This window comes from Cytobacillus sp., from assembly GCF_964223445.1.
Taxonomy (GTDB): Bacteria; Bacillota; Bacilli; order Bacillales; family Cytobacillaceae; genus Cytobacillus.
In genome coordinates this window covers 1-15,557 of record NZ_CAXQGS010000074.1, presented here as the reverse complement: position 1 = coordinate 15,557, position 15,557 = coordinate 1, and the positions used below count along the sequence as shown (strand labels likewise).

General features: G+C 42.5%; 10 protein-coding genes, 1 pseudogene and 1 other annotated feature. All 11 genes and pseudogenes read right to left on the bottom strand.

The features are described from left to right. Window positions 1–214 precede the first annotated feature (214 nt). Entirely contained in the window at window positions 215–1,882 is a 1,668-nt protein-coding gene (gene lonB, locus ACEQ1T_RS13695) for an ATP-dependent protease LonB (protein WP_370223373.1), read from the bottom strand. A 210-nt stretch (window positions 1,883–2,092) separates the two neighbouring features. Then, on the bottom strand, window positions 2,093–3,358 hold the full coding sequence (clpX, locus tag ACEQ1T_RS13690) for an ATP-dependent protease ATP-binding subunit ClpX (protein ID WP_009333167.1): 1,266 nt from the start codon (window positions 3,356–3,358) through the stop codon (window positions 2,093–2,095). Window positions 3,359–3,874: 516 nt separating this feature from the next. Next, window positions 3,875–5,161 carry a trigger factor gene (gene tig, locus ACEQ1T_RS13685; protein ID WP_370223371.1) on the bottom strand — a complete coding sequence of 429 codons (1,287 nt, stop codon included), beginning with the start codon at window positions 5,159–5,161 and terminating at the stop codon, window positions 3,875–3,877. Window positions 5,162–5,320: 159 nt separating this feature from the next. Then, window positions 5,321–6,349 (bottom strand): tetratricopeptide repeat protein, encoded by a 1,029-nt coding sequence (locus ACEQ1T_RS13680; protein WP_370223369.1) that lies wholly within the window; start codon window positions 6,347–6,349, stop codon window positions 5,321–5,323. Between the two features lie 101 nt (window positions 6,350–6,450). Further along, window positions 6,451–7,044, bottom strand: coding sequence for a 3-isopropylmalate dehydratase small subunit (gene leuD, locus ACEQ1T_RS13675; protein ID WP_206838998.1), 594 nt, complete (start codon window positions 7,042–7,044; stop codon window positions 6,451–6,453). Between the two features lie 16 nt (window positions 7,045–7,060). After that, window positions 7,061–8,476: a 3-isopropylmalate dehydratase large subunit gene (gene leuC / locus ACEQ1T_RS13670; RefSeq protein ID WP_206839000.1), complete on the bottom strand. Its 1,416-nt coding sequence runs from the start codon at window positions 8,474–8,476 to the stop codon at window positions 7,061–7,063. A 97-nt stretch (window positions 8,477–8,573) separates the two neighbouring features. Beyond that, complete coding sequence (gene leuB, locus ACEQ1T_RS13665; RefSeq protein ID WP_206839002.1) at window positions 8,574–9,686, bottom strand: 3-isopropylmalate dehydrogenase; 1,113 nt, start codon at window positions 9,684–9,686, stop codon at window positions 8,574–8,576. A 116-nt stretch (window positions 9,687–9,802) separates the two neighbouring features. After that, on the bottom strand, window positions 9,803–11,347 hold the full coding sequence (locus ACEQ1T_RS13660; protein ID WP_370223367.1) for a 2-isopropylmalate synthase: 1,545 nt from the start codon (window positions 11,345–11,347) through the stop codon (window positions 9,803–9,805). Continuing rightward, window positions 11,334–12,356: pseudogene (ilvC, locus tag ACEQ1T_RS13655) on the bottom strand (ketol-acid reductoisomerase). Before ilvC ends, ACEQ1T_RS13660 begins: the two are co-directional and overlap by 14 nt. A gap of 49 nt (window positions 12,357–12,405) precedes the next feature. Continuing rightward, the gene (gene ilvN / locus ACEQ1T_RS13650; RefSeq protein ID WP_009333175.1) at window positions 12,406–12,924 is read right to left on the bottom strand and encodes an acetolactate synthase small subunit; all 519 of its coding nucleotides are present in this window, start codon (window positions 12,922–12,924) and stop codon (window positions 12,406–12,408) included. After that, entirely contained in the window at window positions 12,921–14,642 is a 1,722-nt protein-coding gene (gene ilvB, locus ACEQ1T_RS13645; RefSeq protein WP_370223365.1) for an acetolactate synthase large subunit, read from the bottom strand. Before ilvB ends, ilvN begins: the two co-directional genes overlap by 4 nt. An 81-nt stretch (window positions 14,643–14,723) precedes the next feature. Next, window positions 14,724–14,986 (bottom strand) — a binding site (T-box leader). Between the last annotated feature and the right edge of the window lie 571 nt (window positions 14,987–15,557).

Genomic DNA, 15,557 nt, shown 5'->3' with positions numbered 1-15,557 from the left:
ATTTAAATAGCAGTGTCTATTAAAGAGAAATTGCTGAAAGCCTGTATTAAAAAGATATTCATTTATAATTACACTTTATCCTTCTTTACGCAAATAAAACTTCGGTTTGTAGCCTAAACTGCAAACCGAAGTTTCTGACCGCGATTAGCGGGAGGCGTTTGTACAGCGGTTTTTCCATAACTGACAAACCCTGAATGGGTTACTGGGCCACACATCATATGCTCTCTTTTTTCTTTAATTCGATTGAAGCGGTTATGGCCTGCTCTTTGAGATACTCTTTTTGCAGCGCTGCATCAAATACTTCATTCAAATGGGTTACAGGAATAATCTTAATACCTGTTATCTCCTTTAAGATGGATTGCATATTTTCTTTTGGGATAATTACTGTCTGTGCTCCTGCTTTTTTGGCAGCTTTCACCTTTGGATATATTCCTCCAATTGGCTTAACGTACCCATGTATGCTGATTTCCCCGGTCATAGCTACAGTATTGTCCACTGGCCGTTTATAAATAGCAGAATAGATCCCTGTCGCCATAGCAATGCCCGCAGAAGGGCCGTCAATTGGAACTCCGCCAGGGAAGTTGACATGAATATCATATTCGTCAGCCGGTACGCCCATTGATCTCAAAACAGTAATAACATTTTCAATTGAACCCTTGGCCATACTTTTTCTGCGGATTGATTTTCCTTGGCCGCCAATACTTTCTTCTTCTACTATGCCTGTAATATTTATACTGCCTTTTTCTTTTGCAGGAATTACAGTAACTTCAATATCAAGCAAAGCACCTGTGTTCGGTCCATATACGGCCAGCCCATTTACTAGACCAACAGCAGAATGGGAATTGATTTTTCTTTCCATTCTCGGTGAAAGCTGACTCGATTGCACAACCCATTCAATATCTTCATCTTTTATGTAATCTCGGTCTTCAGTAATCGCTAAACCTGCAGAGATTTGAATCATATTAACCGCTTCCCGCCCATTTCTTGCATAATTAGCAAGAATGCCAAGCGCATTTTCACTAATAGTGAGATTAACCTTTTCCGAAGCCTTTTTTGCTACAGCTGAAATCTCTTCTTCAGCTAGCTCTCTGAAAAAAACCTCCATGCATCTTGAACGGATGGCAGGCGGTATTTCATTCGGAGTCCTGGTAGTTGCTCCGATCAGGCGGAAGTCCGCAGGCAGGCCATTTTTAAAAATATCATGAATATGGGTTGGTATTTGAGTATTTTCTTCATTATAATAAGCACTTTCCAGAAATACTTTCCGGTCTTCAAGCACTTTCAGAAGCTTGTTCATCTGTATGGGGTGAAGCTCACCGATTTCGTCAATAAAAAGTACGCCTCCATGCGCATTTGTAACAGCACCCTGTTTAGGCTGCGGAATTCCCGCCTGGCCCATTGCCCCAGCACCCTGATAGATAGGATCATGAACAGAACCAATCAGAGGATCTGCAATGCCCCTCTCATCGAATCTCGCCGTAGTAGCATCCAGTTCTATAAAAACAGAAGCTTTCTCAAAAGGGGACTTTGCATTTTTCTTAGCTTCTTCCAGTACCAATCTGGCCGCAGCCGTTTTTCCCACGCCAGGGGGACCATATATTATAACATGTTGAGGATTGGGTCCGCACAATGCCGCTTTCAGAGATTTAATTCCATCCTCCTGCCCCACAATGTCTGCAAAACTGGCTGGACGAACTTTTTCTGATAATGGTTCAGTTAGTGAAATGGAACGCATCTTTTTTAATACATCCATTTCCTTCCTTGATTCACGGTCGATAGAAACCTTTTGTGTCCGCTGGCTCCTAAGCAAATTCCAAAAGTAAAGTCCAATGACAATTCCAAAAAACAATTGGATAAATAAAGCGATCCCCGTCCAACTCATTGTGTTCCCTCCTGCATTATTTGTTCTCGTTGATAATGCTAGTATCTCCCTGACTGAGTTGGAATAAACAAGGAATTCATTTAAAAGTAAGCGTCTTGTCCACCACCGATTGTTCGCGAGGAAGGTGGCGCTTGACAATCCTAAGTATACAAAGTTTTAAATTCCGAAAGGCATAAAAAGTGGCCATGCCCCAAGGCTGGCCACTTTTTATTATGCTGAAGTCTTGCGCTCTTCTTCTACAACTGTTCCGTCCTCCAAAACAAGTTTTGGCGAACCATTGTCAATAACCGTTTCTTTCGTAATAATGCACTTTTTAATATCTTCGCGCGATGGAAGATCAAACATTACATCCAGCATGATTCCTTCAATAATGGAGCGCAGACCGCGGGCCCCTGTTTTTCTTTCAATTGCTTTTTTAGCAATTTCTTCAAGTGCGCCTTCTTCAAAATCAAGCTCAACATCGTCAAGTTCAAGCATTTTCTGGTATTGTTTGACAAGTGCATTTTTAGGTTTAGTTAAAATCTCAATTAATGCAGCTTCATCAAGCTGGGAAAGACTTGCAATAACCGGAAGACGCCCGATAAATTCAGGAATTAACCCGAATTTCAGCAGGTCTTCAGGAAGCACCTTTGCAAGAAGATCCTTTGGCTCAATTTCTTTTTGATTCTGGTCGGATCCAAAGCCAATAACCTTCTGGCCTAAACGGCGTTTAATAATTTGCTCGATGCCATCAAATGCGCCGCCGCAAATAAACAGGATATTGGTCGTGTCAATCTGGATAAATTCCTGATGAGGATGTTTGCGGCCCCCTTGTGGCGGTACGCTCGCAACTGTACCTTCCAGAATTTTCAATAGAGCCTGCTGAACACCTTCACCCGATACATCACGAGTAATTGACGGATTTTCCGACTTACGTGCAACTTTATCAATCTCATCGATATAAATGATTCCTTTTTCTGCCTTTTCCACATCATAATCTGCTGCCTGAATAAGCTTTAGGAGGATGTTTTCAACATCTTCCCCGACATATCCGGCTTCAGTCAAAGATGTTGCGTCTGCTATTGCAAACGGAACATTTAGAATACGGGCCAATGTCTGAGCCAGCAAGGTTTTACCGCTTCCAGTCGGACCGATCATGGCAATATTACTTTTTGATAGTTCAACTTCATCAATCTTGCTGTTGGAATTGATGCGCTTATAGTGATTATATACTGCTACAGATAACGATTTCTTAGCCTGATCCTGGCCAATTACGTACTCATCCAGAATATCGCGGATTTCTGCTGGCTTTGGAACATCTTTGAATTCCACTTCTTCTTCTGTCCCCAGCTCTTCTTCCACAATTTCAGTGCAAAGCTCAATGCATTCATCACATATATATACTCCTGGCCCAGCAACAAGTTTGCGGACCTGATCCTGTGTCTTGCCACAGAAAGAACATTTCAATTGCCCTTTTTCATCATTAAATTTAAACAAATCCTTCACCCCTTGAAAAAACTTCAAAACGATATATTAAGCTTGCGAGATCACATGCAAATAGTTCTTTATTCAGCCATAGAAAGGTTGGGAATTATAGTGGACTCTGTGAAATATACGTGCAAACATGCCCTCTTTAATAATTCACACTTTCTTAAAAATCAAAACCTTCAGCAGTTATGTATTGCATTGTAACACATTTTTACAGTGGACAGGAAATGATAACTCTTAAAACATTCCAATTATGTATGCATGCATGTGATGGCATTTCGCAAAGAAAAAACAGGCTGAATTTTATATGTACTTTCATAAGCTTAACCAAAAATGGCTAAATTAAGTCGGTCCCTTGGACCGATAATTAAATTATCTATATATGTATTTGTATTCCTGTCCATGTCCAATATGCCGTAAAACTTTTCACCAGGCAAAAGATACAAGGGAGATTTTCATTATGTATGGTCTTGATGGTATAAAACAAGGCACGATAAACTCGCGCCTTGTTTACTACTACTTCTATTATGCAACAGTCTTGCTATTTTCCACAAGAAAATCGACTGCTTTTTTAATTTGAAGATCTGCTTTTAGGCCTTCAAGGCTTCCAAGAGCTTGTGTGATCTGGTCAGCAGACATGTTGTACATTTCTGCCATTTTGTTAAGTTCTTCTGTAACTTCTTCATCGCTTACTTCGATGTTTTCTGCTTTTGCAATTGCTTCAAGAGTCAGGTTAACGCGTACGCGTTTTTCAGCTTCCTCTTTCATTTGCTCGCGCAGTGCATCTTCATCCTGTCCGGAGAACTGGAAGTACAGTTCAAGGTTCATGCCTTGCATTTGCAGACGCTGTTCAAATTCCTGCATCATGCGGTTAACTTCTGTGTCAACCATAGCAGCTGGAATTTCCATTTCAGCGTTAGCTGCTGCTGCTTCAACAACAGTATCGCGGACATGGTGCTCAGCTTCATGCTTTTTGCTTTCTTCTAAGCGAGTTTTAATTTTTTCTTTTAATGCATCCAAAGTTTCAACTTCTTCGTCTGCATCTTTAGCAAACTCATCATCAAGCTCAGGAAGCTGTTTTGTTTTGATTTCATGTACAGTTACTTTAAAAGTTGCAGGCTTTCCAGCTAGCTCAGCAGCATGGTATTCCTCTGGGAATGTAACTTCAACTTCCTTAGATTCTCCAGCTGCAGTACCAGCCAGCTGATCTTCAAAGCCAGGGATGAATTGTCCTGAACCAAGTTCTAAAGAGTAGTTCTCAGCTTTTCCGCCTTCGAAAGCTTCGCCATCAACGAACCCTTCAAAGTCCATAACAACTGTATCGCCATTTTCAGCTTTTCCTTCTTCTTTAACGGCAAGTTCAGCTTGTCTTTCCTGAAGTGAAGTTAGCTCGCTGTTAACATCTTCATCTGTAACGTTTGTTTCAAGCGGCTTAACTTCAAGGCCTTTGTATTCGCCAAGCTTTACTTCAGGCTTAACAGTAACTGTAGCTTTGAAGATAAGGCTTTTTCCTTTTTCGATTTGCTCAACATCGATTTCAGGACGATCTACCGGCTCAACGCCTGTTTCATCAATTGCATTAGCATAGGCTTCTGGAAGAAGATAATCTACTGCATCCTGGTATAAAGATTCAATTCCGAAACGCTTTTCAAACATTCCGCGAGGCATTTTCCCTTTACGGAATCCTGGAACGTTAACTTGCTTAACTACTTTTTTAAATGCAGCGTCTAAGCCTTCGTTTACTTTCTCTGCATCTACTTCAATTGTAAGAACCCCGCGGTTCCCTTCTAACTTTTCAAATTTAGCAGACATACAATCATTTCCCTCCAAAAATCTATTGTCATTTCATTCAACACAGAATGTTATGAATATCTCTTGTTTTCAAGCCATATCCATTAAAAAAAATGTATATATACACATAATACAACCATTATATTATAACATACACTCTCTGTCTTTCAACATTGAAGGCTAAATATTGGGATAAGAAATTTCTTCTATCTTTCTTATTAAGACAAGAGCCTGCTCTATTTCCTCATCTGGAGCTTCATAAATATCTCCCAGTTTGCTGATAGAACTGGTTAAGCCATGATACTCATATGAAAGCATATGGTATGCCGCCGCCCAGGACGCAGCATTATCCGGTGAGGCTTCAAGCGGATATAACAGGAAAAAGTGCCTTTCTGCAAGGCTCTTTGTATTTTCATATAATACCGGATCTTCCTGCTCAATTTGAATCTCCAGTTTATTGACTATTTTTAACAGCATCGGCTGCCGATGTACAGGGGGGAGTTCAGCAGGAATAACCCGGACACTTTTATTAAACTTCCGAATCGGTACATATTTATCATATTCATGCTCTGTAAGCACATTTAACAGCATCGTTTTAAAGAAAGGATTTCCGTCATCTGCTTCAAGGTATGCTTTAATATCTTCTATATATGGCCTGATATTATGTTCTGCCAGCTGTGCAGCAATCTGCATTTGTTCATGCTGATCCTGGCAGGAGAACAGATCGAGCTTTCTACCCTTGAATTTCTCCATTTCAGGTGCTTCAATCTCGGCTTCGGAGGGTGAAGCACCCATCTTTCTGCTGAACTCAAGCATTCTGCTGAAATGTTCAAACTTCTCCTTCGGAATCTCCCTCTCTTCAAGGAGAACTTCAATCATTGCTGCAATCTCGCTGTATTGATGCAGCTGCACAAGGATCATTAAATAAAGATCCATTACTTGTATGTAATCCCCAATGCCTGTCTGGAGCATTTTATTAGCCAGTTCTTTCGCTTTTTCCAAAGCTCCCGCTTCATAATATGCCAGAACAAGCCCGATATGGACATCGGTATTATCAGGATCCATCACCTTCGCTTCTTCAAAGTACTGGATCGATTCCTGATACCTTTTCAGCTGAAAGGACTCAAGCCCTTTTTCCAGCAGTCTTTTCTCAAGGCCGGGGAATAGAATTATTTTATTGTTTTGTTTTTTCCGTTCCCGCTTTCCCATGCTAGTACCGCCTCAACTTATATTTTTGAAGTTAGTGTAGCATGAATCAGCAGAAAAACAAAAAGATTCATGGTTTCCCGCCATGAATCTTTCACACATTCTTACTGTACTGCTAACTGTTTTCCTTCAAAATTTGAAATGTTTTTTTCTAATTGAAGGGTAATCTCTATTTCATCCCAGCCATTAATCAGCATTTTTTTCCAGTAATCATTAATAGAAAATGACGCTGAAAAATTATGTTCATCTTCAATAACTTGATTCTGCAAATCAACCTTCAATTCGTACGGCTGGCTTTTAGCACTCTTTAGCAGATATTCGACAGTTTCAGCCGGAAGAGTGATTGGCAATAGTCCATTTTTTAAGCAATTTTGATGAAAAATATCAGCAAATGAAGGGGCAATGATGACTTTAAAGCCATAATCTCCTAAAGCCCATGGTGCATGCTCCCTCGAAGAACCGCAGCCGAAGTTTTCATTTGCAATGAGGATAGGGGCACCCTGGTTTTCTTCCTTATTCAACTCAAACTCAGGGTTTGGCAAACCATCTTTTGTAAATCTCCAGTCATAGAATAGGTACTGTCCAAACCCCGTTTTCTCAATTCTTTTAAGAAATTGCTTGGGGATAATCTGATCGGTATCCACATTTGCTCTATCTAAAGCAGCAGCTTTCCCTTGCAGTGTTTTAAATCCGCTCATTTTGTTCTCCTCCTTCTTATTGAACTGTTTCTGCACTAAGCAAAGCACCTACGTCCACAAAATGTCCGTACAAAGCTGCAGCTGCCGCCATTAATGGACTGACAAGATGTGTTCTGGCCCCTGATCCCTGGCGTCCTTCAAAATTTCGGTTGGATGTTGATGCACAATGCTCGCCGCTTGGCACAATATCATTATTCATGCTCAAACACATGCTGCAGCCTGATTCCCTCCATTCAAAACCAGCCTGCTTAAAGATTAGATCCAGTCCTTCAGCCTCCGCCTGCTTTTTGACCTGCTGTGACCCTGGAACAACAAGTGCACGGACTCGAGGATGAACCTTCTTCCCTCTAATTATTTCCGCGGCCTGTTTTAAGTCTTCCAGCCGGGAATTTGTACAGGACCCGATGAAAACATGCTGAATCTGAATGTCTTCAATTCTCTGCCCTTCCTGCAGCCCCATATAATCTAACGCTCTGGAAAGTGACTTTTGTTCAAGCTCATTCTTGCATTCCTCAAGTTTTGGAAGCTGTTCATTTATTTTGGAAGTCATTGAAGGATTCGTTCCCCAGCTTACCATTGGCGCAATATCTGCTGCATCAATTCGAATGGTTTTATCGTAATCCGCATCAGGATCGGATACAAGCTCTTTCCAATTCTCGACCGCTTGCGCAAATTCTGCTCCTTCTGGTGCATACTTCCGTCCTTGCAGATACGCAAACGTCGTTTCATCAGGACTGACAAGCCCCGCCCTTGCTCCTCCTTCAATGGACATATTGCAAATCGTCATTCTTTCTTCCATTGACATTTTCGCAATGGCATCCCCGCAATATTCAATAATATGACTCGTGCCAAAGCCAATTCCGTTTTGAGCAATAATATAAAGTATGACATCTTTAGCGGTAACACCCTTTTTCAGCTCGCCATTAATCTCCAGCTTTAATGTTTTAGGCTTGCTTTGCCATAAAGTCTGGGTAGCCATGACATGCTCCACTTCACTTGTTCCAATGCCAAATGCTATTGATCCAAATGCTCCATGAGTGGATGTATGGCTGTCGCCGCAAACAATCGTCATGCCTGGCTGAGTAAGCCCCAGCTCCGGACCGATCACATGTACAATCCCCTGTTCAGGACTATCCAGCCCGGCAAGAGGGATGCCGAATTCCAGGCAGTTTTTTTCCAAAGTGGTCATTTGATTTAATGCAACAGGATCATTGATGACTTTTCGGTTATCAGTAGGAATATTGTGGTCAACTGTAGCAAACGTTTTATCAGGCCTTCTCACTTTCCTGTTTTTCATTCTTAAACCGGAAAAAGCCTGAGGGGATGTAACTTCATGCACCAAGTGGAGGTCTATGTACATCAAATCCGGCTTTCCCTCTTCCCTGTGGACTACATGCTTTTCCCAAATCTTATCTATTATTGATTTTCCCATTCTGCTCCACTCCCTTTTTAAAAGAAACACGGCCGATGAAGGCCGTGTCTCAGTTTTTAAAATCAGCTGAAACTGTGTCCAGCCATCATTTCAGCTTTTATGCATAAGCCCCCATGATATTTAGAATAGCTTCGTTATCCAAAAGGGTAGCCTTCACCTCTTCAATCATTTCAGAAGTAGTAACTACCTTTTTTCCAAATGAAACAATATCTCTTGTTCGATAGCCAGCTTCAAGCACTTGATTAACAGCATTCTCAACCGCTTCAGCTTCCTCTTCCATTCCGAAAGATAAGCGAAGCATCATGGCTGCTGATAAAATCATGGCAATAGGATTGGCTGCATTCTTCCCTTGAATATCCGGTGCTGAGCCATGGATTGGTTCGTATAAATAAGGTCCGTTTTCAGAAATGCTGGCAGAAGGAAGCATCCCTAAAGAGCCAGTCAATACAGACGCTTCATCGCTCAAAATATCGCCAAACATATTTTCCGTTACTACAACATCGAACTGCTTCGGATTTTTAATCATTTGCATCGCTGCATTGTCAACCAGCATATGCTCCAATGCAACTTCCGGATATTGCTTTGCGATGTCCTCTGCTACCTCTCTCCACATTCGGCTTGATTCCAGGACATTGGCCTTGTCAACAGAAGTCACCTTGCCACGGCGGCTTCCGGCAAGTTCAAAAGCCAGTTTAATAACACGCCGCATTTCTTCTTTTTGATAAAACAATGTATCTACCACAGCATCTTTGCCGTTTTGCTTGGTCCTCTCGCTTGGCTTTCCGAAATACAGGCCGCCGGTTAATTCCCTGACCATCAGCATATCCACACCTTCAATTACTTCATTTTTTAAAGGAGAAGTATCAGAAAGGCTGGAATAATATTGGGTTGGCCGCAGATTGGCATAGAGATTTAATTCCTTGCGGATCTTCAAAAGACCCTTTTCAGGACGAAGGTGGGGAGGCTGCCGGTCCCATTTAGGCCCTCCAACCGCTCCCAGCATGACCGCATCGCTATCTTTGCAAAGCTCCAGCGTTTCATCAGGCAGAGGAGTTCCTGCTTCATCAATAGCAGATCCGCCGATTTTGCCATATGAAAATTGGAATTGATGTCCGAACCGTTCTCCAACGGCCTGCAGGACTTCAATTGCCCCCTTCACCACTTCTTTGCCGATCCCATCTCCTGGAAGTACTGCGATACGTTTTTTCATTTTTAATCCCTCCGTCTGTTTGTTTGTTTGGGCTTATTTATTATCGTTTAGTGAATGAAGCACTTTGATTTCAGCACATGTTACTTGCTTTCCGCAGGGGAAGAACGGGAGCTCGATCAATTCGCCTCTACCGCCTGTGCCTGTGCTTTCTCTTTCATATATATCACTCTATTAACAGCGTTCAAGTAAGCTTTTGAGGAAGCCTCAAGCACATCCTGGGCCAAACCGCGGCCGCTGGTTTCCATTCCTTCGTAGTTAAGCTTTACATAAACCTGTGCTAATGCGTCTCTTCCGGCCCCAACGGATTGAATGCGGTAATCCAGAAGGTTAGCTGTTCCATTCAGGCATTTTTCCAATGTGTTATAGAGCGCTTCGATGCTTCCTGCTCCAGTACCCGCTTCCTGGATCACTTCGTTGTTCGATCCTGACAGAGTAACAGTTGCAGTCGGAACAGAGTTAGTGCCATATTGAATTTGAATACCGATTAAATCATAGAACCGCTGCTCCTTGGAGAGCTTCTCTTCAAGTACGATGGCTGCAAGGTCGTCGTCTGTCATCTCTTTTTTGCGGTCGGCCAAATCTTTGAAAACTGTGAATAGACGGTTTGCTTCTTCATCTGCTACTTCAAGCCCCAGTTCACTCAAGCGGTTTTTAAAGGCATGACGTCCAGAATGTTTTCCAAGCACCATGGAATTGGATTGGAATCCGACTAGATCAGGGGAAATAATTTCATAAGTTGTTTTTTCCTTCAGTACCCCATCCTGATGTATTCCTGATTCATGTGCAAAAGCATTTCTTCCGACAATTGCTTTATTTGCAGGTACCACCATGCCTGTCAGCTTGCTGATCAGGCTGCTCGTTCTGCTGATTTCCTGAAGGTTCAGACGCGTCGAAGCCTGATAATGATCATTCCGGATATAAAGGGCTACCGCCAGCTCCTCCAAAGCCGCATTTCCAGCTCTTTCACCAATCCCGTTGATGGTGCCCTCAACCTGTGTTGCTCCATTCTCTATAGCTGAAAGGGAATTAGCTATGGCCATTCCCAAGTCATCATGGCAATGAGCCGATAGAGACACTTTATCAATAGAAGGAACATGATTTCTTAGATATTGAAATATCTCTCCATATTCCTGAGGTGTTGTATATCCAACAGTATCCGGTATATTGATGATCCTCGCCCCTGCCTGGATGACCCTTTCAATTATTTCAGCAAGAAAAGGCAATTCTGTTCTGGTAGCATCCTCTGCAGACCATTGGACGATCGGAAACTTTGAAGCAGCATACTTAACTGTTTCTACTGCTGTTTCAACCACTTCTTCTTTCGTTTTCTTTAGCTTATATTGCCTGTGGATTGGAGAGGTTGCCAGGAATGTATGTATTCTTGGCTCAGCCCCGTCCTTTAATGCTCCCCATGCAGCATCTATGTCAGAGATAACTGCTCTTGCCAGTCCTGTGACCGAGCAATTTTTAATCGTCTGGGCAATTTTCTGTACAGAAGCAAAATCACCTTTGGACGCTGCAGGAAAACCGGCTTCAATAATATCTACATTCAGGCGCTCCAGCTGCCTGGCGATTTCTAACTTTTCGGAAAAGTTAAGGTTGACACCTGCTGATTGTTCGCCATCTCGTAACGTTGTGTCAAATATTTTAATTGTTTGCACTTACGACCACTTCTTTCTTCTTGCTGCTATTGACAAACGGCATCATTTTGCGAAGCTCTCTTCCTACCTGTTCAATTGGATGCTCATTCTCTCTCTGATTCACGGCATTAAATACCGGTCTATTTGCCTGGTTCTCCAAAATCCAGCCTTTAGCAAAATTACCTTCCTGGATATCTTTCAAAACTGCCTTCATTTCTTCTTTCACCCTTGCATCTACCACGCGCGGGCCGCTGACAAAGTCACCCCATTGTGCAGTATCCGAGATGGAATAGCGCATTCCTTCCAGACCTCCTTCATACATAAGGTCAACGATGAGTTTAAGCTCATGCAGACATTCAAAGTATGCAAGTTCCGGCTGATAGCCTGCTTCTGTAAGAGTTTCAAATCCTGCTTTAACCAATGAAGTAAGCCCTCCGCAAAGCACTGCCTGTTCACCAAACAGATCTGTCTCCGTTTCTTCTTTAAAAGTTGTTTCCAATGCACCTGCGCGAAGTGACCCAATGGCTTTAGCGTAAGAAAGGGCAAGCTCCTTTTATTCTCCTGTTACATACTGATGTACTGCAAACAGAGCTGGGACACCTTCATCCTGTTCATATGTTCTTCTGACCAAATGCCCTGGCCCTTTTGGTGCTACAAGCAATACATCACACTCTTTTGGAGGCACGATCTGATTAAAATGGATATTAAATCCATGGGCAAACATTAATGCCTGGTTTGATAGATTCGGTTCAATTTCTTCCTTGTATACTTTTGGCTGGAGTTCATCCGGCAATAGAATCATCACTACATCTGCCTGTGCTGCTGCCTCACCCACTGAGTATACCTGGAAGCCGTCTTCTTCTGCTTTTTCCCAAGACTTCCCTTTTCTAAGGCCGATTACAACTTCAACTCCGCTGTCCCTCATGTTTAACGCATGCGCATGTCCCTGAGATCCATATCCGATAACCGCTACTTTCTTTCCGTTTAAATAAGCTGCATTTGCATCTCCGTTATAGTACATTTTTGCCATGTTTTATCTCCCTCTCCGATTAAAATTTTATATTTTAGTAATAGATTTATTAAACAATTGAATATGATTTGGACTGCTGGGAAGTACGCTGTGTTCCTCTAGGGAATGCCGTTGTTCCCGTCCTGGCAAGCTCTTTAATTCCATATGGTTTAATGAGTTCAATGAAAGCTTCTACCTTATCAGATTCACCTGTAATCTGAACGGTCATGCTATCCTTGCTGACATCTATTACAGAAGCTCTGAAAGGTTCAATTAATGAGTAAATTTCATTTCTGGTATAAGGGACCGCCTGAACTTTAATGAGGGCGAGCTCTCTTGCCACTATCGATTGATCAGTGATATCAGTCACTTTTATCACATCGATTTGCTTGTTTAGCTGTTTTGTAATTTGTTCACTGGCACTGGAGTCCTCAACATGGACCACACAAGTGATGCGCGACATCCCTTCATGTTCAGACAGGCCAACTGAAATGCTTTCAATATTAAAGTTTCTTTTGGAAAATAAATTCGTGATTCTGTTTAGAACGCCCGGCCGATTCATAACAGTCAGGCATATAACTCTTTTCATGGTTTTACACCTGCCATTTCATGAAGTCCTTTTCCAGGTGCAATCATCGGATACACATTTTCATCCGGATCCACCCGGAAATCGATAAGCACTGGCTCACGGTTATGAAGCACTTCATCCAATAACTCTTCAGCTTCTTCTTCAGATTGAATGACATATCCTTTTATTCCATAGGCTTCTGCCAATTTTACGAAAGATGGCTGTACTGGGATTTTGCTGTGAGAGAAGCGGGACTCATAAAAAATCTCCTGCCATTGCCGAACCATGCCAAGGGCCATATTATTAAAAATGATAATTTTTACCGGCAGGTTCATTTCCTGTATAACGGCAAGCTCCTGCGTTGACATTTGGAATCCTCCATCTCCGCAAATAGCGAGTACGCATGCTTCCGGGTCAGCCAGCTGAGCTCCGATACTTGCAGGGAATCCAAATCCCATTGTTCCTAGCCCCCCTGAAGTCACCCATCTGTCTGCCTTATTAAAGCGGTAGTATTGGGCTGCCCACATTTGATGCTGCCCTACGTCTGTTACGACGATGGCATTCCCTTCTGTTTTTGAATGAAGCATTTCCATGACTTTTTGGGGTTTCAGCCGTCCAGATTCTTTATCATAGAAATATGGATATTCCTCCTGCCACCTCAGGATGGTTTCCATCCATTCTTTATGGGCCGGCGGTTTTCCATCCTGCAGAATCAGCTGCTCAAGAGCTTCTTTTGCATCTGCCACAATCGGAATGGACGTCGGAACGTTCTTGCCGATTTCAGCAGGATCAATATCAATATGGGCGACTGTTGCATGTGGTGCAAAATGCTGTAAGTTTCCTGTTAATCTGTCATCAAATCGGGCTCCAATATTTATCAGCAAGTCACATTCTGTAAGTCCCATGTTGGCTGCATAACAGCCATGCATCCCTGCCATTCCGATGAATAATGGATGATCTGCCGGGAACCCGCCGAGGCCCAAGAGTGTGTGAATAACAGGAATTTGCTGCTGCTCTGCGTACTCTTTTAATTCTTTGGATGCTCTTCCATGAAGCACGCCAGCACCAGCCAGGATGACAGGCTTTTTCGATCTGCTGACCGCTTCAGTTAATTTCCTTATTTGCAGGTAATTTGGTTTCAATGTCGGCTGATATCCCGGCAGATTCACTTCCTTTTCTTCCTCGGGCTGATCTGAAATTCCCGCAGCGATATCTTTAGGGATATCGATCAGCACCGGTCCTGGCCTGCCGGTTGAAGCTATATAAAAAGCTTCTTTAACAATTCTCGGGATATCTTCAATGCTGCGGACCTTATAATTGTATTTTGTAATTGGAGTGGTTATCCCCAGGATATCTGCCTCCTGAAAGGCGTCTGATCCAATGACTCCCGTTGCCACCTGACCTGTAAAAACAATCAGCGGAAGTGAATCCATCATTGCGTCTGCAAGCCCGGTAACAATATTAGTGGCTCCTGGTCCTGAAGTGGCAATTACAACACCCGGTTTTCCAGTTATCCGGGCATACCCTTCAGCAGCATGAATTCCTCCCTGTTCATGACGCGGCAGCACATGAAGAATCTCTGAATGATACAGTTTGTCGTAGAGTGGAAGAACAGCTCCTCCAGGATAACCAAAAATCACTTCAACATTTTCTTTCTCCAAGGCTCTTAATAACAGATCTGCACCGGTGACAGGATGTGTCTCCGTTTTTGTTTCTGTTAAGGCAGCTTCCTGCAGCATTTGTTGATAACCTCCTCATGTAATTTATAACTCCAATATAAAAAGCCCTTCCACCCCTAAAGACACCTATCGATTGTAGGTATAAGGGATGAAAAGGCTTTGATAACCTGTTCCACGGTACCACCCTGATTCACGCTTATAGTGCGTGCACTCATGAACAGCTATATGCTGTCCGTTTTGATAACGGGTGAAGAACACCCGGCAGCCCCTAGTCGATCATCGATCATCTTTCAGGACTGCGCTCAGAGGTGAGTTCATTTTAAGAGGGCATTACCGGTTTTCAGCAGGTCCGGCTCTCTGTGAATGCCTGTCATAAAACTACTTATCCTCTTCTACGCTTTTCCTATTCGGAGTAAAACCCATTAAAACATTAACGCTTTAAACCACTGAATTATTAAGTTAAAAAAATTCATTATTGAGAGAGAGATTTCACTTAGATGAAGGTTATAATTCTATTTAACTTAAAGGTGTGAATTTCTTATATTGAGGACTATCTTACGCCCATTTTTATCAGCCGTCAACACCCTTTTCATGAATTATTTGATAATTTCGATTAATCTGTTTTTCTGTATCCGCTTACATTGTTGATATATTCACATTCCCTGGGACAAAAAAATTTTAGAGAATTTTTTAATTACGGGAGATGACAGCTGATATGAGGTTCAAATATTAAGAGGTTTGTAAAGACGATTTAAGTCGAGGGCTGCACTGGCAGACTCCTGCCATTGAAACTAAATAAAAAACAAAAAAACTCACCAAAAAGGTGAGTAAGAATTCGGTAAGATATGTAGTGCTGCCAGATGTGTAAATGGCGTCCCAGGAGAGATTCGAACTCCCGACCGACGGCTTAGAAGGCCGTTGCTCTATCCAGCTGAGCTACGGGCGCAATCGAACATTCCTGCTACCCTAAAGTCA